The organism is Dyadobacter jiangsuensis, from assembly GCF_003014695.1.
Classification (GTDB): domain Bacteria; phylum Bacteroidota; class Bacteroidia; order Cytophagales; family Spirosomataceae; genus Dyadobacter; species Dyadobacter jiangsuensis.
In genome coordinates this window covers 43430-63145 of record NZ_PYAS01000007.1, presented here as the reverse complement: position 1 = coordinate 63145, position 19716 = coordinate 43430, and the positions used below count along the sequence as shown (strand labels likewise).

Annotated in this window: 14 protein-coding genes; 10 read left to right on the top strand and 4 right to left on the bottom strand. The window is 51.9% G+C overall.

Annotation, left to right across the window (positions count from 1 at the left end; all coding sequences use genetic code 11):
• From CLV60_RS15490 to CLV60_RS15480, 3 genes are all read left to right on the top strand, one after another.
• Nucleotides 1-366: an ApeI family dehydratase gene (locus CLV60_RS15490; RefSeq protein WP_106596288.1), complete on the top strand. Its 366-nt coding sequence runs from the start codon at nt 1-3 to the stop codon at nt 364-366.
• Between the two features lie 21 nt (nt 367-387).
• Nucleotides 388-1548: a DUF2062 domain-containing protein gene (locus tag CLV60_RS15485; RefSeq protein ID WP_106596287.1), complete on the top strand. Its 1161-nt coding sequence runs from the start codon at nt 388-390 to the stop codon at nt 1546-1548.
• A gap of 283 nt (nt 1549-1831) precedes the next feature.
• Nucleotides 1832-4063 carry a sodium-translocating pyrophosphatase gene (locus CLV60_RS15480; protein WP_106596286.1) on the top strand — a complete coding sequence of 744 codons (2232 nt, stop codon included), beginning with the start codon at nt 1832-1834 and terminating at the stop codon, nt 4061-4063.
• Between the two features lie 254 nt (nt 4064-4317).
• Here CLV60_RS15480 and CLV60_RS15475 read toward each other — a convergent pair whose 3' ends face one another.
• Entirely contained in the window at nt 4318-5166 is an 849-nt protein-coding gene (locus tag CLV60_RS15475; RefSeq protein ID WP_106596285.1) for a dienelactone hydrolase family protein, read from the bottom strand.
• A gap of 182 nt (nt 5167-5348) precedes the next feature.
• Here CLV60_RS15475 and CLV60_RS15470 point away from each other — a divergent pair, with 182 nt between their 5' ends.
• Complete coding sequence (locus CLV60_RS15470) at nt 5349-6581, top strand: multidrug effflux MFS transporter (protein ID WP_106596284.1); 1233 nt, start codon at nt 5349-5351, stop codon at nt 6579-6581.
• Here the strand turns inward: CLV60_RS15470 and CLV60_RS15465 are convergent.
• From CLV60_RS15465 to CLV60_RS15455, 3 genes are read right to left on the bottom strand one after another with little or no spacing between them, the layout of a single operon-like run.
• Nucleotides 6578-7519 carry a nucleoside hydrolase gene (locus tag CLV60_RS15465; protein ID WP_106596283.1) on the bottom strand — a complete coding sequence of 314 codons (942 nt, stop codon included), beginning with the start codon at nt 7517-7519 and terminating at the stop codon, nt 6578-6580. The genes CLV60_RS15470 and CLV60_RS15465 overlap by 4 nt on opposite strands.
• A complete protein-coding gene (rbsK, locus tag CLV60_RS15460; protein WP_106596282.1) occupies nt 7512-8426 on the bottom strand; it encodes a ribokinase in 915 nt (304 codons plus the stop codon). The genes CLV60_RS15465 and rbsK overlap by 8 nt, the downstream gene beginning before the upstream one ends.
• Complete coding sequence (locus CLV60_RS15455; protein ID WP_211302243.1) at nt 8423-9031, bottom strand: class I SAM-dependent methyltransferase; 609 nt, start codon at nt 9029-9031, stop codon at nt 8423-8425. The genes rbsK and CLV60_RS15455 overlap by 4 nt, the downstream gene beginning before the upstream one ends.
• A 314-nt stretch (nt 9032-9345) precedes the next feature.
• Between CLV60_RS15455 and CLV60_RS15450 the strand changes: the two genes are divergently transcribed.
• The 6 genes from CLV60_RS15450 (at nt 9346) to CLV60_RS15425 (ending at nt 19688) form a co-directional block, all read left to right on the top strand.
• A complete protein-coding gene (locus CLV60_RS15450) occupies nt 9346-10575 on the top strand; it encodes a T9SS type A sorting domain-containing protein (protein ID WP_106596280.1) in 1230 nt (409 codons plus the stop codon).
• Between the two features lie 41 nt (nt 10576-10616).
• Nucleotides 10617-12251, top strand: a complete 1635-nt coding sequence (locus CLV60_RS15445; RefSeq protein WP_106596279.1) for a DUF1800 domain-containing protein — start codon at nt 10617-10619, stop codon at nt 12249-12251.
• 12 nt (nt 12252-12263) lie between these two features.
• The gene (locus tag CLV60_RS15440; protein WP_229210985.1) at nt 12264-13796 is read left to right on the top strand and encodes a DUF1501 domain-containing protein; all 1533 of its coding nucleotides are present in this window, start codon (nt 12264-12266) and stop codon (nt 13794-13796) included.
• Nucleotides 13797-13894: 98 nt separating this feature from the next.
• Nucleotides 13895-15673, top strand: a complete 1779-nt coding sequence (locus tag CLV60_RS15435; protein ID WP_106596278.1) for a DUF885 domain-containing protein — start codon at nt 13895-13897, stop codon at nt 15671-15673.
• Between the two features lie 209 nt (nt 15674-15882).
• A complete protein-coding gene (locus CLV60_RS15430) occupies nt 15883-18201 on the top strand; it encodes a PSD1 and planctomycete cytochrome C domain-containing protein (RefSeq protein ID WP_106596277.1) in 2319 nt (772 codons plus the stop codon).
• Between the two features lie 32 nt (nt 18202-18233).
• Nucleotides 18234-19688, top strand: a complete 1455-nt coding sequence (locus CLV60_RS15425) for a DUF1501 domain-containing protein (protein WP_106596541.1) — start codon at nt 18234-18236, stop codon at nt 19686-19688.
• Nucleotides 19689-19716 lie beyond the last annotated feature (28 nt).

The following is a 19716-nucleotide window of genomic DNA, read 5'->3' as shown; positions in this document are numbered from 1 at the left end:
ATGCTTTTGAGCGACCTTTATACGATTATAGCGCTCGAACGGGGCGATAACCAGATCACTTGTACGCTGCAAATCGACCCGGCGCACCCGGTATTCGAGGGGCATTTTCCGGGCGCTCCCGTACTCCCGGGCGTTGTGCAGATTGAAATGGTGAAGGCGGTTTTATCCAAAGCACTGGGTAAGGCATTTGCATTGAAGGAAATGAGCACGTGCAAGTTCCTGGAAGTGCTGAACCCGGTGGAAACTCCTGAGTTCACGATTCAAATTCAATACAAGGGCGCAGACCTACTGGATGTGAATGCGGTGGGCAGGCATGGTGAAAAGACCTATTTCAAAGCCAGGGCTAATTTCCATTCAATCAACTAAACCCAATATTCAAACACCATAATGACCCTCTCGGACATTCAATGCTGCGTGATCATTCCTACCTATAACAACCGCAACACGTTACGGCGGGTGATCGACGGCGTTTTGCAGTATGCATCCGGGCAGGAGGTGATTGTGGTGAATGACGGTTCTACGGACGATACAATGGCCATTCTGGACGGCTATGGCGCGAGAATCCGCGTACTGGATAACGTCGTGAACAAAGGGAAGGGGTTTTCGTTGCGAAAAGCATTTGCGGAGGCTATCAGGCTGGGTTTTTCGAATGCGATCACGATCGATTCGGACGGCCAGCATTTACCTTCCGATATCCCGCTTTTTATCGAAGCCGCTATTGAAAACCCGGGTGCATTGCTGATGGGATCGCGGAATATGCAGCAGGAAGGCGTGCCCGGAAAGAGCTCTTTTGGGAATAAGTTTTCCAATTTCTGGTTCAAATTTGAAACCGGGCTCACATTGCCCGATACGCAAACCGGCTTTCGCCTGTACCCGCTCGGGCCGCTGAAAAGAATGACACTTTTCACGACCAAATTCGAGACGGAGATCGAGGTGATCGTCAAAATGGCCTGGAAAGACGTGCCCATTGTGCCGATCAATATTCAGGTGATTTACGATAAAGATGAGCGCGTGACGCATTTCAGGCCGTTCCGCGATTTTACACGTATCAGCATCCTCAACACCTGGCTGGTGACACTCACGCTGGTGTATTACCTTCCGAAGCGCTTGTTTCGCTATATTCAGAAGAAGGGGCTCTGGAAGATCATCCGCGACGAGGCGGTAAAGTCCGACGAAAGTAATTTGAGTAAGGCCAAATCGGTAGGCTTCGGTTTCTTTATGGGTATCGTGCCCATTTGGGGCTTTCAACTAATGGTGGGCATTCCGCTGTCGATCGTTTTCCGGATGAACAAGGTACTGTTTCTTACCGCCGCGCATATCAGCATTCCCCCGGCTATTCCTTTCATTATTTACGCCAGTTACAAATTTGGAGGCCTCTTTTACCGCAATGGAGTGCAGATCACTTCTCTCGAAAACGTGACATTGGAATCGATCCATGTCAACTTTGTACAATATTTTTTAGGTGGCACGCTCCTTGCTGCAGTGGTGGGCGTGGTCGGTTTTGTGGGCAGTTTTTTGCTGCTGGCCCTGCTTCGTCCGAAGCGCTGAAACAGGCATTTTAGGGCCTTATTTTCATTGATTATCCCAAATAATTCATTTTATTATTCTATTAAATGCTGGCGGAAGCGCTTTGGCTAGTGCTCTTGTTATTCCTTGAGAGCCAGTTTGTTAACAAAACAAAGCTTTGAAATTGACTGAAAAACTCTCGAAATTTTAATAAAATCTATACGAATTGGCCAAAAATAGCGGTTTCGCGATTTTGTTATGAGGTGCCTTTCTCTATATTTACGAGAATTATAGAAAACCATTTAACCAAATCGTTGATCATCGCATGAGTAACATTACCTATTTAGTGCCGGCGTTAGGCCTTGTTGGCTTGCTGGTTATGTTCTTCAAAAGAGGCTGGGTTGTCCGGCAGGATGGTGGAAGTCCTGAAATGAAAACCATAGCGGACGCAATTGCAGATGGAGCCCTGGCCTTCCTGAAAGCCGAATGGCGTGTACTCATTGTTTTTGGTCTTATTGTGAGTGTGATACTGGGTTACTCGGGCACACTGGTTGAAAATTCCAGCGCCTTCATTGGCGTCTCGTTCCTGGTAGGAGCCTTTATTTCCGCATTTGCCGGCTATATCGGGATGAATATCGCTACCAAATCGAACGTGCGGACCACACAGGCGGCGCGTACGAGCCTCACGAAAGCGCTCGAAGTGTCGTTCACCGGCGGTTCCGTGATGGGGATCGGCGTAGCGAGCCTCGCGGTGCTGGGGTTGGGTGGTTTGTTCATCATTTTGTATTCCACTTTTATAGGCGATAGCACGGATGTAAATGGCCTTCCGATGGAGCGCGTGCTGGAAGTCCTCGCGGGTTTCTCGCTCGGCGCCGAGTCGATCGCCCTGTTCGCTCGCGTAGGCGGCGGTATTTACACCAAAGCGGCCGATGTGGGTGCCGACCTCGTGGGTAAGGTCGAAGCCGGCATCCCGGAGGACGATCCGCGTAACCCCGCCACCATCGCTGACAACGTGGGTGATAACGTGGGCGACGTAGCCGGTATGGGGGCCGACCTTTTCGGATCTTATGTGGCCACAATCCTGGCTACGATGGTACTCGGCCGTGAAATCGTGGCGCAGGGCACGGATAACTTTGGCGGCATTGCACCGATTCTTCTGCCGATGGTGATCGCAGGCGTGGGCCTTATCTCTTCAATTCTTGGCATGTTCCTCGTGCGCGTGAGCGATGATAACGGTAACGTACAGGCCGCTCTGAACCGTGGTAACTGGGGTTCGATCATATTGGTACTGGTAGTAAGCTACCCGCTCACGATGTGGATGCTGCCGGAAGGTAATCTGAATATCCGCGGGGTTGATTTCACGGCGATGGACGTGTATTGGGCGATTCTGCTCGGTTCGGTCGTAGGGGCTATCATGTCGATGATCACCGAATTTTATACGGCTATGGGTAAGCGCCCTGTTCAATCGATTGTAAACCAGTCGTCTACGGGCCATGCTACCAACATTATCGGCGGGCTTTCGGTAGGGATGGAATCCACGGTTATCCCGACTTTGGTATTGGCGGCCGGTATTTTCCTCAGCTATGAAGTAGCAGGTTTGTACGGTGTGGCGATTGCTGCGGCGGGTATGATGGCCACCACGGCCATGCAGCTGGCGATTGACGCATTCGGCCCGATTGCTGATAATGCGGGTGGTATCGCCGAAATGGCGCATTTACCCGAAGAAGTACGCGGCCGTACCGATATTCTCGATGCAGTAGGTAACACCACGGCTGCAACTGGCAAAGGCTTTGCGATTGCCTCCGCAGCATTGACGTCTCTCGCGCTGTTTGCGGCATTCTGCGGTGTGGCGGGTATCAACTCCATTGATATTTACAAGGCCAATGTGCTGTCCGGTCTCTTTGTAGGGGCCATGATACCGTTTATCTTCTCTTCACTCGCCATCGCGGCGGTAGGACGTGCCGCCATGAAAATGGTGGAGGAAGTTCGCCGCCAGTTCCGTGAGCTGCCGGGTATTATGGAGGGAACCACCAAGCCCGAGTATGACAAATGCGTGGCGATTTCGACACAGGCATCCATTAGGGAAATGGTGGCGCCGGGTCTGATCGCCCTCATTGTACCCGTGTTGGTAGGGTTCCTGTTTGGTCCCGAAGTACTGGGTGGAACGCTGGCAGGGGTAACCGTTTCGGGTGTGTTGATGGGGATTTTCCAGAACAACGCCGGTGGCGCCTGGGATAATGCTAAAAAGTCGTTTGAAAAGGGTGTAGTGATCAATGGCGAGACATATTACAAAAAGTCGGATCCGCACAAAGCGGCAGTAACCGGTGACACAGTAGGTGACCCGTTCAAGGATACCTCCGGTCCATCGATGAACATTCTTATCAAGCTGATGTCGATCGTATCACTCGTAATCGCTCCGCATATCGGTACCGGTTCGCACGGCGCTGCAAGCGTTAAGGCCGAGGAGAAAGCCGAAGTTGTAACCGTCGCCGCGCAAGCCGCAGAAAATGCCGACACGGCAGCGCCGGTATTGCGTTTGGAAAGAAAAGGGGAGTAGTTTTTTATTTTGGAAGATATTGCAGAGCCCGGCGATGAGCCGGGCTTTGTTTGTTTTGGAAATTCCATAATGCCGTCAGGCATGTTACACTGGTAGTAAAACGCGAGCCCGCGAGTTGTTATAAAAATGCCCTTGGGTGTGCAACAACAAATACATCCTGGAACGGCGTTTCCATTGTTGTTGCATCCCTGACGGGATTTCCCAGGTTGCCTGTGCCGAATGTTTGCTACCAATGTTCCATCGCTAACGCGATTCTATCCAAATTTCTTTTTCAAATATTCAAACGACAACTTGTAAGCATCCGCGGCGGCGTTGGCGTCATATTTCGGGTTGCTGGGGTTGGCGAAGGCGTGGACAGCATCGTACATTTTGATCGTTACTTTTTTGCCGGCGGCTTTCATGTCTTCTTCGAATTTGGCGACGGTGGCCGGCGGGATTCCCTGGTCCTGGCTACCGAAAATGCCCAGCACGTCGGTGTTGAGCTTTTTCAGTTTCTCCACATCACCTTCGGGGCGGCCATAATACATCACGCAGCCTACGACCTGATTACCGCCTGCAATGGCATTTTGCAAGGATAGCATGCCGCCGAAGCACCAGCCGATGCTGGCGATTTTGGCATGGCTGCCTGCGTATTGAATACCGCCTTTGGTAATGGCCGCCAGGCGCTCGGCCGGTGTACTTTGCATCAGCTTGCCGGCTTCTTCACGCGTGGTGCCAACCTTGCCGTCGTACATATCCAATGCAAGTACGTTCACGTCGCCCAGGTCTTTGTGCAGCTTGGCGGCTTCCTGTTTGACGTAGTCGTTTAATCCCCACCATTCCTGATACACAAAAAGCCATTTATCGGACTTTTTCGGCGATTTGAGCAGAAAACCGGAAGCCGTTTTGCCATCGGATGTCGGGAAAGTGACGGTTTCGCCGGCTCCTTGGTAGTTATACGGCAATGGTGTTTCGTGCAGCATCCGGAAATCCGCGTTGGCGGCCAGTTCCGACATGGCGTTGGCAGGCGTGTGACAAAGCGGGATAGCCGTTGGCGTAGCTTCCGGGGCCGGTGGGTTCATTTTAAACAGAAAAATGGTAACCAGGATAAAAATAGCTCTCATGTGTACAGATTTGAAATGGATAGTTAGGATTGCGATATTAAATATATACAAAATACGGGCCAACGGAAACATCGTTGCGCGGCCTTTTTATGGCGGATTGATGAAATTCTTGTACTTATCAAAATACAGGAACTTAATAGGCTTACCAGCCCGTTAACTTTGCATTGAGTGAATGTAAGTCCATGAGCCGTAAGCAATACTTCTTTATTATCCTGATCCTCGGATCGCTGGCGACCGTCAGTCCTTTCTCCATCGACATGTACCTGCCGGGTTTCCCCCGGATTGCGTCGGATCTGAAAACCACTATCGACAAAGTACAACTTTCGCTAACGAGCTATCTCATTGGTATTTGTATCGGACAGGTATTGTACGGCCCGCTGCTCGACCGCTTCGGTCGTAAGAAACCGTTGTACGCAGGGCTGATATTGTATGTGATAGCGTCGTTTGGTTGTGCGATGACGTCGTCGGTGGATGCGCTGATCGCCATGCGGTTTTTTCAGGCAATGGGAGGGTGTGTAGGCCTGGTGGCTTCGCAGGCGCTTGTGAGCGACCTTTTTCCTGCCGATAAGCGCGCGGAAGTTTTCTCGCTTATCACATTGGTTATTGCGGTTTCGCCTATGATCGCACCCACGGTGGGCGGTTACGTGACGGCTTCGATCGCCTGGTACTGGATCTTCGTGATCCTGGCCGGGATTGTCAGTCTGATTATCCTCGCTATCTACTTCTTCCTGCCCACCGGGCGCAGTGCCGATGCCACGGTTTCGCTCCGCCCCGAGGCCGTATTGGGAGGATATATTACCGTTATTTCGCAGCCCCAATTTTTGATATACACGCTCGCGGGTGGTTTGGCCACAGCCGCGCCATTCGCCTATATTTCAGGTTCTTCGGATGTGTTTATGAATATCTATAAAGTATCCGAGCAGCAATATGGCTGGATTTTTGCGTTCCTGGCCGTGGCGATGATCGGCTCCACCCAGCTGAATCACTTTTTACTCAAAAAATACACGAGCGAACAGATTATCCGCTTCACGCTCATTTACCAGAGCATTGTCGGGCTGTTTCTGATCGTTGGCGTGTACAATAACTGGTTCGGGCTTTTTTCGCTGATCGGGACGATGTTCGTTTTCCTCACCGGACAAGGCCTTACCGGCCCGAATGCTTCGGCGCTTTCGCTGGCTCCTTTCCGCAAGCACACAGGTAGCGCGTCCGCACTCATGGGTAGCTGGCGTATGGGCGCGGGCGCCGTTATCTCGGCGATCGTGAGTTTCCTGCATAACAATACCGCCATGCCGATGGTAGGCATGATGGCCTTCTGTGCCTTCGGAGGGTTGGTTATCCTTCACGCGGGCAACGTGGTGGTACGCCAGCGCGCCGCACGCCAGGATGTAGAGGACGAGATTTCGGTACTGCTCTAAGGCAATACCTTAATCGCGTTGAAAAGCATATCCATAAACGCGTCGCGGTCGATATCGTAAGCTACGGTCGCGTTCGGCTCCATTTGAAGGGTATTGTAAAAATCCACCACTGTCGCGCCGCGCGTAAGCTCCCCTTTTGTTTCCACATCGACATAGCAAGATTTTGTCTTGAAAATGCCTGGATTGATCAGCCACGCAATAGCGCAGGGGTCGTGCAGGGCGGCACCGCCGTTAAGTTCCACGCGGTTTTCGCGGTAGAAAATGGAAAAGAAATCCATCAGGTCGGCAGCTGCCTTGCCGGTCTGATTCCCCAATGCGCGTAAAAGCTCGATATCCTTCTGAAAAACAAGTGCCTTGTGTGTCACGTCGAGCCCGCACATGGTGATCGGGACGCCCGCTTTGAATACAATCGCGGCTGCCTCGGGATCCGCGTAGATATTGAACTCGGCAAGGGGCGTCATGTTGCCCCGGAATATCCCACCGCCCATGAGCGAAATGCGTTCGATTTTACTTTTGAGATGCGGGTAGGCGAGAAGAAATGTCGCGATGTTGGTCAGCGGGCCGGTGGGCACAATGGTAATGGGCGTTTCGGATGCTGCAAGTAGTGCTGCAATACCTTCCACGGCGCTTATCGGCTGGGCCTGCATAACAGGTGCCGGCAGGGAGGGGCCGTCGAGGCCGGTCTCGCCGTGTACATAGTCGGCAATGACGAGTTCCCGGAACAGCGGCTTGTCGGCTCCATGGTACACGGGAATGCCCGTCGCGCCGATGAGCGTCAGCACTTTCAGCGCATTTTGCAAAGTTTTGGCCTGGGTCTGGTTGCCGGCCGAAATAGTGACGGCCTTAATATCGAAATGTCCGCTTCCGTGCGCGAGCATGAGCATCAGCGCATCGTCGTGGCCGGGGTCGCAATCTATGATAACGGGGATTTTAGTCATGTTTAAAAAAGGATTCCAGTTCATGTTGATAAGGGGCTGAGCTTTGCGCGCCCATACGCGTAACGGAAATGGCCGCTGCCCGGCAAGCGAAACGACTAGCCTGTTCAAGTGATTGACCGTCGGCAAGCGCTTTCAGCAATGCGCCGTTGAAAACGTCCCCGGCGGCGGTAGAGTCCACTGCTTCTACGACAGGCGTAGCGATGATGCCTGTGAAACTGTCGCTGGCGAGGTAAATACCTTTGCTGCCGAGTGTGATAATGACGTTCTGCACGCCCTGCTCAAACAGGTATTGCGCCGCCTTTCGAAGTGTCTCTTCGCTTTCTACGGCAACGCCGGTAATGAGTTCGGTTTCGGTTTCGTTGGGGGTAATCAGGTATAGACCGTTGAGGAACCCGGAGTCCAGCTGCATGGCAGGCGCAGGATTGAGGACAGTGCGGATCTGCTTTTCAGCGCATTTCGTCAATGCCCAGCGCACTGTTTCTGCCGGGATTTCCAATTGAAGAAGAGCCATCCCTACATTTTCAAATGCGTTGTCCGGGATATCAACCGGTTGCAGGTCCATATTCGCGCCGGATGCGACAACGATCTCGTTTTGTCCCTGCGCATTGACGGTAATCAGCGCAACACCGGAGGCCAAGGTGGCCGATTCCGACACGAACCGCGTATCGATTCCCTCGTCTTTAAAACCTTCGAGCGCCTGTTTACCGAAAATATCATTTCCTGTTTTGGCCACAAAACGCACATCCGCACCGAGCCTCGCCGCGGCTACGGCCTGGTTGGCGCCTTTCCCGCCGGGGTTCATCAGAAATGTTCCGCCCAGCACAGTTTCGCCGGGTTTGGGGAAATGCTCCGTTTTGACCACCATGTCGGTATTGGAACTTCCGATAATCAGCACGCTCTGTCTCATTTCCGTTTTGCGATTGATTTTGTGTCGACCAGGATACCCAGTCCGTAATGATGCGGATAGTTGAACAGCTGCTGCCCGGTGGCCCTGGCAATGTCCTTAACGGCCTTGCGGACCTCGGGAAAGCTCTCGGTATCGTGAAAAACAACGCATTCGCTGTGCCGTGCGGCCCATAAGCCGCATTCGTAGGTCTCCTTGTAGTTGTGTACAATGTCGACGTGCGCGAAGTTATACCGCTGGTTATCGCGTACGATCCAGTCGCGGTAATCGGATTTCACCAGGTGGATATTGCCGTAGGGTTTCAGCCTTTCACGGGTCTGTTGAAAATGCTCCTGTTTGTTATTCGTGTGGATATCGCCTTCAAAGGTATCTACACCGGTAACCCGTTCGAAGAAATTGGAGAATACGACGGCCGAATAGCCAAACTCCACGCCGAATTCAATGCATTTTTCCCTCCCTATCCCAAAGCGGGTAATGATGTCTCCGATGATCATTTCGAGGCCTTTCCAGGCCGAAACGGCGTCGAGCAATTGCGCCGGCTGGGTCAGGCTGGCCGGTTTGTACGGCCGGATGTCTTCGAGGAAATGCTCGCGTATGTAAGTTCTCAATCCCATGGCTTTTCAGAATGTTGTCCTGCGCAAATTAATGCACCCTCATTTCTCTTCATAATGTGGAATGAAATAAAACCTGACGAATAGTTTTCATGTGTGTCTAAATTTCTTAGTGCATTTGTAGAAGAATTTTAAAGTTTTTTTTCGACTAAAAAACGGCTTTTGAACCATCCCCAAGGGCTATTTGCTTGATAATTACTGTACTTTTACCAAATACTAAATAATTTGTAGTATTAATTGGTATGATTTTGTACCACATTATGTGACGGATTTATTTTATATTTGATGTAGTATTGAATAACCTTATAACTATGCCTAGAATTTGTTCTATAATTCTATCTGTGTTGTTTTTCTGGGGAGGTATTCGGGGAGTAAGCGCGCAGGACAGCAGCGCGATCTTCACTAAGAGAGATTCTCCCATTGGTATCGTAAGTTTCGGAGCAGCAGTTACTTCCGGTGTGCTGGGTGCTGGCTGGTTTATCGACGGCTATATCAAAAAGACGGGTTCGGAACCATTCATTTTCCCGGTCGGCGACAACGGTGCATTGCGACCCTTTTCGGTAGGATCGGATCAGGCGATTGGCGCCTACTATGGGGTCAATCCGGCGGTAGCCATCACGAGTAACCCTGCCGGTGGCGATTACGGCGTATTGCCTGCTGGCGGGCCGTTCAATACCAGTACCATGGGAGAGGGGCTGGCAGCCATCAGTACCAGTGAGTACTGGGACATCAATGGCACTTCGCCGAGCCGCATTACACTTTCATGGAATGGCAATAGCGCAGTGAATGCGCTGGTTACCAACCGGGGGCTTTCCAAACTGACTATCGCCGGCTGGGACGGCACCAAATGGGTGAATTTGCCGGCAACCGTCGATGCTACCTCGCTTTTCGGACAAGCCAGCACGGAAACGTCCGGATCGCTCACCACTATTCTCGATGTTGTCCCCGACACTTACAATGTGTATACGCTGGCTGCCTTGCGCGACGGCGCCCTGCCCGTTGTGCTGGTAAGTTTTACGGCCGTCGCGCGTGAGCACACGAGCTATCTCGAATGGTATACATCCGAAGAGGTCAATAGCAGCCACTTTGATATCGAGCGCAGCGATGATGCGAAGTCCTGGCGGCAGATCGGCACGGTCGCAGCCCGGGGGGAGGGCGTTGCTACTCCATCGACACCATCGCAATATGTGTTTACCGACAAGAATCCCCAGGGCGGAAATAATTTCTACCGGCTAAAAATGGTGGACCGCGGGGACGAAGCCTTTGCGTACAGCCGTATCGTGAAAGTAACGATGGATGGGCAGCCCGACTGGGCCGTTTATCCTAATCCGGTCGCTGAAAAGTTGTTCTTTTCTTCCGATATCAGACAAAAACTTTCATCTGCACAGCTCACAGATGCTGGCGGACGAACGATTTATGCGTCGCATGAGGTTTCAGGCGACGGCATTGATGTAAGCCGGATGCCTGCCGGCCTTTACCTGCTGAAATTCTCCTTTACCGATGGGTTGTCAAAATCATATAAGGTGCTGATCAACAGATGATCGTGCGCTGAACGGAACGGAAAATACTAATTCAATGACTTATGGCTTATCTTGATCCTTATACCACACCACTAACGGCCAGCAAAGCGGCGCACCTCCTGAGAAGAGCTACTTTCGGGCCCACCCGGTCGGAAATCACCGCGTTCACCGGGCTGAATCCCGGTACGGCGGTAGACCAGTTGTTTGCGAATGTCGCCCTGACTGCCGACCCGCCGCCACCCATCGACCTCACACCTACCAGTCCTACTTATCAGCAAGCATTGACGAGTCTTCCGTTTAATGCGAACAAGAGCGGTGAGCATAGTGTCCAGCTGCGTTACTGGTGGATCGGGTTGATGATGCAGCAGAACGGGAAGCCGTCGATCCTGGAAAAAATAGCCTTTTTCTGGCAGAACCATTTTGTGGTTTCCCAGAATGTCATGGCCGACTACCGGCTGATGTACCGCTACGTCAAATTTCTACGCGATAACAGCCTGGGAAATTTCAAAACGATGGCGATCGGCATCACGAAAGACCCGGCCATGCTGATCTTTCAAAACGGAAATGGAAACAGCAAGGAGCATCCCAATGAAAACTATGCAAGGGAATTACAGGAGCTGTTCACGGTGGGGCAACACGATTACTACGGCAATCCAAACTATACGGAATCGGATGTGAAGGAAGCCGCGAAAGTACTGACGGGCTGGATGGTTTCTAACTACTACCTTCACGGAAGTACCAGTTTCGGGACGGTATTCGGCAAAGCGTACCACGACTCGTCGACTAAAACCTTCTCGGCGAAGTATGGAAATACGGTTATTGCCGGCCGCTCGGATGATACCGCAGGCGATGTGGAGCTTAATGAGCTGATCGACATGCTGCTGCGGCACCCCGAAGCACCGAAACACATTTGCCGGAAGTTGTACCGCTGGTTTGTAAACCAGAACGTGACACAGGATATCGAAGATAATGTGATTATACCGCTCGCGGCGTTCTTTTCGAGCGCTGAGAATAACTACAACATCAAGCCGGTAGTTGAAAAGCTGTTGAAGAGCCAGATATTCTTTGACGATCGGAACCTGGGAGCCAATATCAAAGCACCTACGGAATTTCTGATGGGAATGGGGCGGTTTTTTGAGCAACCTGTTCCGGATATGATGTCGGACACAGCCGCATTTACTACATACATACGCTTTTTCCTATGGGGAATGGGCGGAATGAATCTTGAACTTCTCAATCAGCCCCTTGTGTTTGGTTATCCACCCTATTATCAGGTGGGGTACTCCAAAAACTGGATCAACGGCTCGACGATCACCGCCCGGCGGGGTAACAGCGATACGATCGTTTTTCCGAGTCTTCAGATCAAACCGGGCTATATGCTGGGGATCGACTTTTTGAAATGGATACAGGCTATACAACCCAACTTTTCAAGTGTCGCCACCACTCCGTCCATTACGCCGGACGTTGTTTTGGCCGAGTTTTCGAAGAATCTCTTCGCACTCGAGCTGACGGATACGCAGAAGACCTTCCTTATCGATGCGGTATTGATGAATTACCTGCCAAGAATTGAATGGCAGTACGAGCTGAACAATTACCGCAATAATCCCGCGAGTACCAGCGCCCAAAAGGCTGTTCGCGACAGGTGTTCGACCCTCATGCGATATATGATCAGAATGGCCGAATACGATGTTTTTTAATCGAGCAATTTTATGAAAAGAAGAGATTTTCTCGCATCCGCGTCAGCCATGACTTTACCTGTAATGGTAAACGGATTTGGCATAACCAGTTTAAGCAGCCGTTCATCGCTCGTGCAATCGCTTATGAACACCGCTGCTGTCAATACGGACCGTATCCTGGTAATTATTTACCTGAATGGTGGTAACGACGGGCTCAACACCGTCATACCGCTTCAATATTATTCCAAATATCAGAGTATCCGAAGCAATATCGCCATTCCGCAAGCTAAGGTGCTGACGCTTTCGGGTATGCCGGAGGCCGGTCTTCACCCGGTGATGACGGGTATGCGCGACATGTATAATAACGGCGAGCTGGCGATCATCAATTCGGTTGCATACCCGAATCCTAATCAATCGCACCACCGGTCGTCCGATATCTGGATGACTGCCGTGGATGCCGATCAGTATGTCAATAGCGGGTGGGCCGGACGCTACCTCAATAATCGCTTTCCCGGATATCCTCAAAACTATCCGAACGATACGATGAAGGATCCGCTGGCTTTGCAGATAGGCGTGCTGAATTCCACCAGCTTGCTGGGGCCGCAAAGCCCGATGAATATTTCGGTGGAAAACATTACCAATTTCTACAACCTGATGAACGGCGGTCGGGGAATGTCGACGACCGACCTGCCTTGCTGTGACGCGGGCGCCATGATCCAGCACGTGCGGCAGCAGCAGTTGCTTTCCACGGGGTATTCGGGCCAGATTAAGAAGGCGTACGATCTGGGAAGTACCAAAGCGACCTATCCGACACCCGGTGCTACGTCGGACCTTTCCGAGCAACTCAAAATCGTGGCCAGGCTGATACACGGTGGCATGCAGACCAAGATCTATTTCGTGGAGCTGGGCGGTTTTGATACCCATGGCGATCAGGTTACGGCCAGTGATACAACAATTGGTCTGCACGCCAATTTGCTGAGAAAGCTTTCCGAAGGCGTGGCGGCATTTCAGAACGACTTGAAGTTGCAGGGCACGGCCGATAAAGTGGTGGGAATGACTTTCTCGGACTTTGGGCGACGTGCCAATTCCAATGCATCCCGCGGTACCGACCACGGCGTTGCGGCTCCGATGTTTGTTTTCGGGAAAGGTGTCAAAAGACAAATGGTAGGTGTCGTGCCCGACTTGAACAATGATCTTGATCCCAAGACTACATCGCCCGGTAATGAGAACCAGGAAGTGAAGATGCAGGTGGATTTCAGAAGGGTGTATTCTGATATTCTTCGTGACTGGTTCGGTACGGAGGGTTCGACAACCGACTCATTGTTATTCAGAAACTACAAAACAACCTCGCTGTTTTCAAATGTAATCGAGACAACTGCTTCGGGAGCCTGGCCCGACCGCTCGATATGGTCGGCGGGACGGCCGCCGGGTGTAGGCGATTATGTTAAGGTGAATGCAGGTCATATCATAGCATTAGGGCAGAATATTACTGTCCGGAACATTCAGGTAGAGGGTGGCGGAGAGCTGAATATCCTCGGAAATTATACCATTAACACCACAGGATAAGCAAGAAACTTGCCTGTTGCCTGATTGAAAGTGCCGGAGAACGTTGATTTCTTCCGGCACTTTTTGCTTATTTTACGCTGTCTCAAACGATATCATTCATGAAAAAACTGGTTTGTTACGCGTTTATCGCAACGGTCCTGCTCATGCAGGCGTGTCAGAAAAAATCAGAAAAAGCAGAAGTTACTATGCCGCCGATTAGTGAAGTATTTGCCCGTTATTATGAAGAAAGGCTTCCGCTTTATCCCCTGGAAGCGACTATGAACGGCGACAACCGCTACAACGACAAGATGTCGGACGACCTGTCCCAGGCAGGAAAATCCCGGATGATCACTTTTTACCGAAAATACCAGGACGAGCTCGCCAAGTACGACCGCGGCAAGCTGACCCCGGAGGAGAAGGTGAGCTGGGACCTGATCGAGTGGGAATGCGGCATTAACCTGGAAGGCCTGAAGTATCCTGTGGAACTAATGCCGATCAACCAGATTTTCTCCACCCACCTGATGATCGGGCAAATGGCGAGCGGCAGCAGTTTGCAGCCGTTTAAAACCGTGAAAGATTATGATAACTGGCTGAAACGGGTGGACGGCTTTGTTGTGTGGTGCGATACGGCTGTGGCGAATATGCGCGATGGAATCAAGCAGGGCTATGTATTGCCTGCGCCGCTGATCAAAAAAGTGATCCCGCAGTTTGCCGACATGGACCACGGGCCTGTGAAGGACCATCTTTTTTATTCACCTGTCAAAAATTTCCCCAAGGACTTTTCCGACGAGGATAAGGCGAGGCTCGAAAAGGAATATGCGGCGATGGTCGAGTCGAAAGTCATTCCGACGTTCCAGAAAATGCATGTTTTCATGGAAAAGGAATACCTTCCTGCCGGCCGGATGACCGATGGTTTCGCGGCGCTACCGAATGGTAAGGCTTTGTATAACTATTATATTAAATACTATACTACCACTGATCTGACCGCGGAGGAGATCCATCAGATCGGATTGAAGGAGGTAGCGCGTATTTCGGCTGAAATGGAAAAGGTGAAGGCGCAGGTAGGCTACCAGGGCGATCTCAAATCCTTCTTCAATGCCGTGCGGGGCAACAAGAAACTCATGCCTTTCACCAAAGCTGAACAGGTAATCGCGCATTTCAACGAGATTCATGAGCGGATGAAGCCGAACCTGACCAAGCTCTTTGAACTTACGCCTAAAACGCCGTTTGAAGTCCGGAGGACGGAGGCATTCCGGGAAGCATCGGCTTCTGCGGAATACAATCCGGGGTTGCCCGACGGCTCACGCCCCGGGATTTTCTATGTGCCGGTGCCGGACGCCAAAGAATACAACATCGTTTCGGACGAAAGCCTTTTTCTGCACGAAGCCATTCCGGGGCACCATTATCAGATCTCACTGCAGCAGGAAAATACCGCCCTGCCCGAGTTCCGGAAAAATCTTTGGTACAGTGCCTATGGCGAAGGCTGGGCGTTGTATACCGAGTCGTTGGGTAAGGAGCTGGGGCTCTACACCGATCCATATCAGTATTTCGGGATGCTGAGCGCCGAAATGCACCGTGCTATCCGCCTTGTGGTAGATACCGGCCTGCATTCCAAAGGCTGGACGCGCGACCAGGCGATTAAATACTCGCTGGATCATGAAGCGGAATCGGAGGAGAGCATTACGGCGGAAGTGGAGCGCTACATGGCGGGCGCGGGGCAGGCATTGTCGTACAAGATCGGCCAGCTGAAAATCCGGGAATTGCGTTCGAAGGCAGAGAAGGAAATGGGGCCGAAGTTTGATATCCGGGCCTTCCACAAGCTGGTGCTGGAATCGGGCTGTGTACCGCTCAAACTGCTCGAAGATAAAGCGAATGCATGGATAACAACAGGTAAGTAAGTTTTTTGCGGACACCCGACCGGCGAAAGAGCAATGTCTGAACGGCATTGCTCTTTTTGTTTGGTTAAAAGCAAATAATTGGACAGGAGCAGTATAGAACAGGACAGTTCGTTGATCCTGAATTGGTATTATCGCTTCAATAAATGTGCATTTTTTTAGTTAAATTTATATAACAGGTAAAAAATGTCACAGAACCTGAACCCAAGATGATGTATTTAAGGACTAGTTTTTTGCTGCTGACCGGAGCGGTTGTAGTTGCTTTGGGCGTCCAGTCGTGCAACAACAAGCAGGGGAGTGCCACGGAAGAAAAGCTGCCCGAGCAGGTGAGTTACAACTTCGATATCCGGCCGATTCTTTCCGACAAATGCCTGGCCTGTCATGGCCCTGATGCGAATAAGCGAGAAGCAGGCCTGCGCCTCGATGACCCAGTGAGCGCATTCGCCGCATTGAAGGATAACCCCAAAGCGCACGCGCTGGTGGCGGGTAAGCCTGATCATTCCGCCGTTTACCTCCGCATTACCACCGAGGATACGACCCTCCGGATGCCGCCGCCCGCCTCCAACCTCAAATTATCCCAACGCGAGATCGACCTGATTGGTAAATGGATTAAGCAAGGTGCGAAATATGAAAAACACTGGGCATTTGTAGCTCCCCAAAAACCGAAGGTGCCGGAGGTAGACCATAAAGAATGGGCCCAAAACGATATCGACTATTTCATTCTTGAAAAACAGGAGCAGAAAGGGCTGGAACCTAGCGCCGAAGCCGATAAAGAGCGCTTATTGAAACGCCTGAGCCTCGACCTGAACGGCCTGCCGCCGAGCTTGCAGCTGATGGACGAGTTCCTGGCCGACAACAGTCCGAATGCGTACGAAAAGGTGGTCGACAAATTGCTTGCTAACCCGACCTACGGTGAAAAAATGGCGATCCACTGGCTCGATCTCGCCCGCTATGCCGATTCGCACGGCTATCAGGACGATGGCTACCGTACCCAATGGCCCTGGCGCGATTGGGTAATTCACGCCTTCAACAAAAACATGCATTACAATGATTTTGTGACGTGGCAACTGGCCGGCGACCTGCTTCCCAATTCTTCCAAGGAACAACTCCTGGCCACAGGCTTCAACCGCAATCACAAGATTACGGAGGAGGGCGGGGTGATCCCCGAAGAATACCGCATTATGTACGTGACCGACCGCAACGACCTGTTTGGCAAAGGGCTGCTTGGCGTTACGCTCGAATGCGCGCATTGCCACGACCACAAGTACGATCCGTTCTCGCAAAAGGAATACTACCAGATGTTCGCATTCTTTAATAATGTGAATGAGGTCGGTATTGAGTCGGTGATTGGCGGGCCGGAGACTTATGCCAAGAAGCCGCTGATGGAAATCAGCAACGACGAGGTCAAGAACATCCTGACGTTCATTAATAAACCCGATACCAACCGGCTGATCGTATCGGTCATGGGTGATCTGGACACGTTGCGCAAGACTTACGTCCTCAAACGCGGGGCATACGACGCGCCGGGCGAGGAAGTGCAGGCCGGGACGCCGAATGCAATCCTTCCATTTGACAAAAAATATCCTAAAAACCGGCTGGGCCTTTCACAGTGGCTGTTCGATAAACGGAACCCGCTGACGGCGAGGGTGTATGTGAACATCCTCTGGCAGGAGTTCTTTGGAAAGGGTATTGTCAAAACCTCCGGAGATTTCGGTATGCAGGGGGAGTTGCCGACCCACCCGAAACTGCTCGACTGGCTGGCAGTGGATTTCATGGAGCATAACTGGGATGTCAAACGGTTTGTGAAGCAAATGGTAATGTCGGCCACCTACCGGCAGTCGGCGGTGGTGACCAAGGAACATCTCGCACGGGACCCGGATAATGTGTACCTCGCACGCGGGCCGCGCTACCGCATACACGCGGAGTTTGTGAAAGACCTCGTGCTTGCCAGCAGCGGGCTGCTCAACCGCACCATCGGAGGGCCGAGCGTGAAGCCTTACCAGCCTGCGGGCTTGTGGGAAGGTGCTACTTCGGGGCGCGGGTTGCTTTCGGTCTATAACCAGGATCATGGCGCGAGTCTTTACCGACGCGGCATGTATACGCTTATCAAACGCACGGTGCCGCCTCCTACGATGGCAATTTTCGATGCCAGTAACCGGGACTTGTGCGAAGTGAGGCGTCTGAAAACCAATACCCCCTTGCAGGCATTGATGATGATGAACGACCCGACGGTGCTGGAAGCCTCGCGTGTGCTGGCGGCGAAGCTGTTGCAGGAAAAAACCACTACCGAGGACAAAATTACCAGGGCATTCAGGCAGATTGTTTGCCGGAAACCGAGCCAGAAGGAGCTGGAAGTGCTTACCGGGTACTATGCGAAGGAACTGAAAGAAATTCAGCCTAAAACGGCCGAGAGGATGATCTCGGTAGGAGAGTACCCGCTCACCAAAAACGTGGATAAAAAGGCGCTGGCGTCACTGATGCGCGTCATTTCCACGATTTACAATTTGGAAGAAACCATCACCAAATCATAAACGAAAGCCGGCATTGACGGCAACGGATGACCATGGAAAAGGAAATCATTGAACACGGGTTCAGTTTCAACAGAAGGCGCTTCCTGTCCACGATGAGCCTCGGCATTGGGAGTGTGGCATTGGGCTCGCTGCTCATGCCCGATCTGCTGAAAGGCGGCGGATTCGAAGAAGAAGGGCTTGCGCCGGGTATCCCTCATTTCGCCCCCAAAGCCAAGCGGGTAATTTATTTATTCCAAAACGGCGCACCCTCGCAACAGGAGCTTTTCGATTACAAACCGAAGCTGCGCGAAATGTTCGGGCAGGAAATTCCGCCTTCCGTGCGCGGAACGCAGCGGCTCACGGGCATGACGGCCAACCAGGCGTCGTTTCCACTCGTCGGGTCGTTTGTGGATTTCAAACAATATGGCCAGTCGCAGGCTTGGGTGAGCAATCTCATGCCTTATACCTCCAAGATCGTGGACGACCTATGCTTCGTGCGCTCGATGTATACCGAGGCGATCAACCATGACCCTGCATTGACATTTCTGCAAACCGGATCACAGCAGGGCAACCGGCCGAGCATGGGTTCCTGGCTGAGTTATGGATTAGGTAATGAGAATAAAAACCTGCCGAACTTCACGGTGCTACTCTCGCGGGGCGTCGGTAACGGGCAAGGGGTGTATTCCAAATTATGGTCGAATGGCTTCCTCGACTCGGTGCACCAGGGCGTGCAGTTCAGCAAAGGGGAAGATCCGGTGCTTTACCTGCGCGACCCCGAAGGAATGGACCGGAAAGAGCGCCGCGACATGCTCGACAAGCTTTCGGAATTGAATGAAATATCGTACCAGGAATTCGGGGATCCGGAGATTGCGGCGAAAATCAAACAATATGAAATGGCTTACCGTATGCAAACGGCGGTGCCGGAGGTAATGGATCTGTCCAAAGAGTCGGATGATATTATCAAGCTGTATGGCCCCGAATGCCTCGTGCCGGGTACGTACGCGGCCAACTGCCTGCTCGCACGTAAGCTGTCGGAAAACGGCGTGCGATTTGTACAGCTCTACCACCAGGGTTGGGACCAGCATGGGAACCTGCCTTATGAAATCACCAAACAGGCCATGGATGTCGATCAGGCATCTGCCGCATTGGTAACCGATTTGAAACAGAGGGGATTGCTGGATGAAACGCTCGTGATCTGGGGCGGAGAGTTTGGCCGTACGAGCTATACCCAGGGTAAGCTCACGCCCGAAAATTACGGTCGCGATCACCACCCGCGCTGCTTCACGATCTGGATGGCAGGCGGCGGTATCAAACCGGGTATTGTGTACGGCGAAACCGACGAGCTCGGCTACAACATTGCCAAAGACCCCGTGCATGTGCACGATTTCCAGGCTACGATCCTGCATCAGCTAGGCCTGAACCACGAGAAGCTGATATTCAAGCACCTCGGTCGCCGCTACCGGCTCACCGACGTCTCGGGCAAGGTGGTCCGGGATATTATCAGCTGATTTTTAGGAAGTTGTTTATCATTGGTCA

Coding starts and splice junctions, on each gene's coding strand:
- CLV60_RS15425 (WP_106596541.1), top strand. CDS start 18,234: ATGGAAAAGGAAATCATTGAACACGGGTTCAGTTTCAACAGAAGGCGC.
- CLV60_RS15470 (WP_106596284.1), top strand. CDS start 5,349: ATGAGCCGTAAGCAATACTTCTTTATTATCCTGATCCTCGGATCGCTG.
- CLV60_RS15435 (WP_106596278.1), top strand. CDS start 13,895: ATGAAAAAACTGGTTTGTTACGCGTTTATCGCAACGGTCCTGCTCATG.
- rbsK (WP_106596282.1), bottom strand. CDS start 8,426: ATGAGACAGAGCGTGCTGATTATCGGAAGTTCCAATACCGACATGGTG.
- CLV60_RS15465 (WP_106596283.1), bottom strand. CDS start 7,519: ATGACTAAAATCCCCGTTATCATAGATTGCGACCCCGGCCACGACGAT.
- CLV60_RS15475 (WP_106596285.1), bottom strand. CDS start 5,166: ATGAGAGCTATTTTTATCCTGGTTACCATTTTTCTGTTTAAAATGAAC.
- CLV60_RS15440 (WP_229210985.1), top strand. CDS start 12,264: ATGAAAAGAAGAGATTTTCTCGCATCCGCGTCAGCCATGACTTTACCT.
- CLV60_RS15445 (WP_106596279.1), top strand. CDS start 10,617: ATGGCTTATCTTGATCCTTATACCACACCACTAACGGCCAGCAAAGCG.
- CLV60_RS15485 (WP_106596287.1), top strand. CDS start 388: ATGACCCTCTCGGACATTCAATGCTGCGTGATCATTCCTACCTATAAC.
- CLV60_RS15450 (WP_106596280.1), top strand. CDS start 9,346: ATGCCTAGAATTTGTTCTATAATTCTATCTGTGTTGTTTTTCTGGGGA.
- CLV60_RS15480 (WP_106596286.1), top strand. CDS start 1,832: ATGAGTAACATTACCTATTTAGTGCCGGCGTTAGGCCTTGTTGGCTTG.
- CLV60_RS15490 (WP_106596288.1), top strand. CDS start 1: ATGCTTTTGAGCGACCTTTATACGATTATAGCGCTCGAACGGGGCGAT.
- CLV60_RS15430 (WP_106596277.1), top strand. CDS start 15,883: ATGTATTTAAGGACTAGTTTTTTGCTGCTGACCGGAGCGGTTGTAGTT.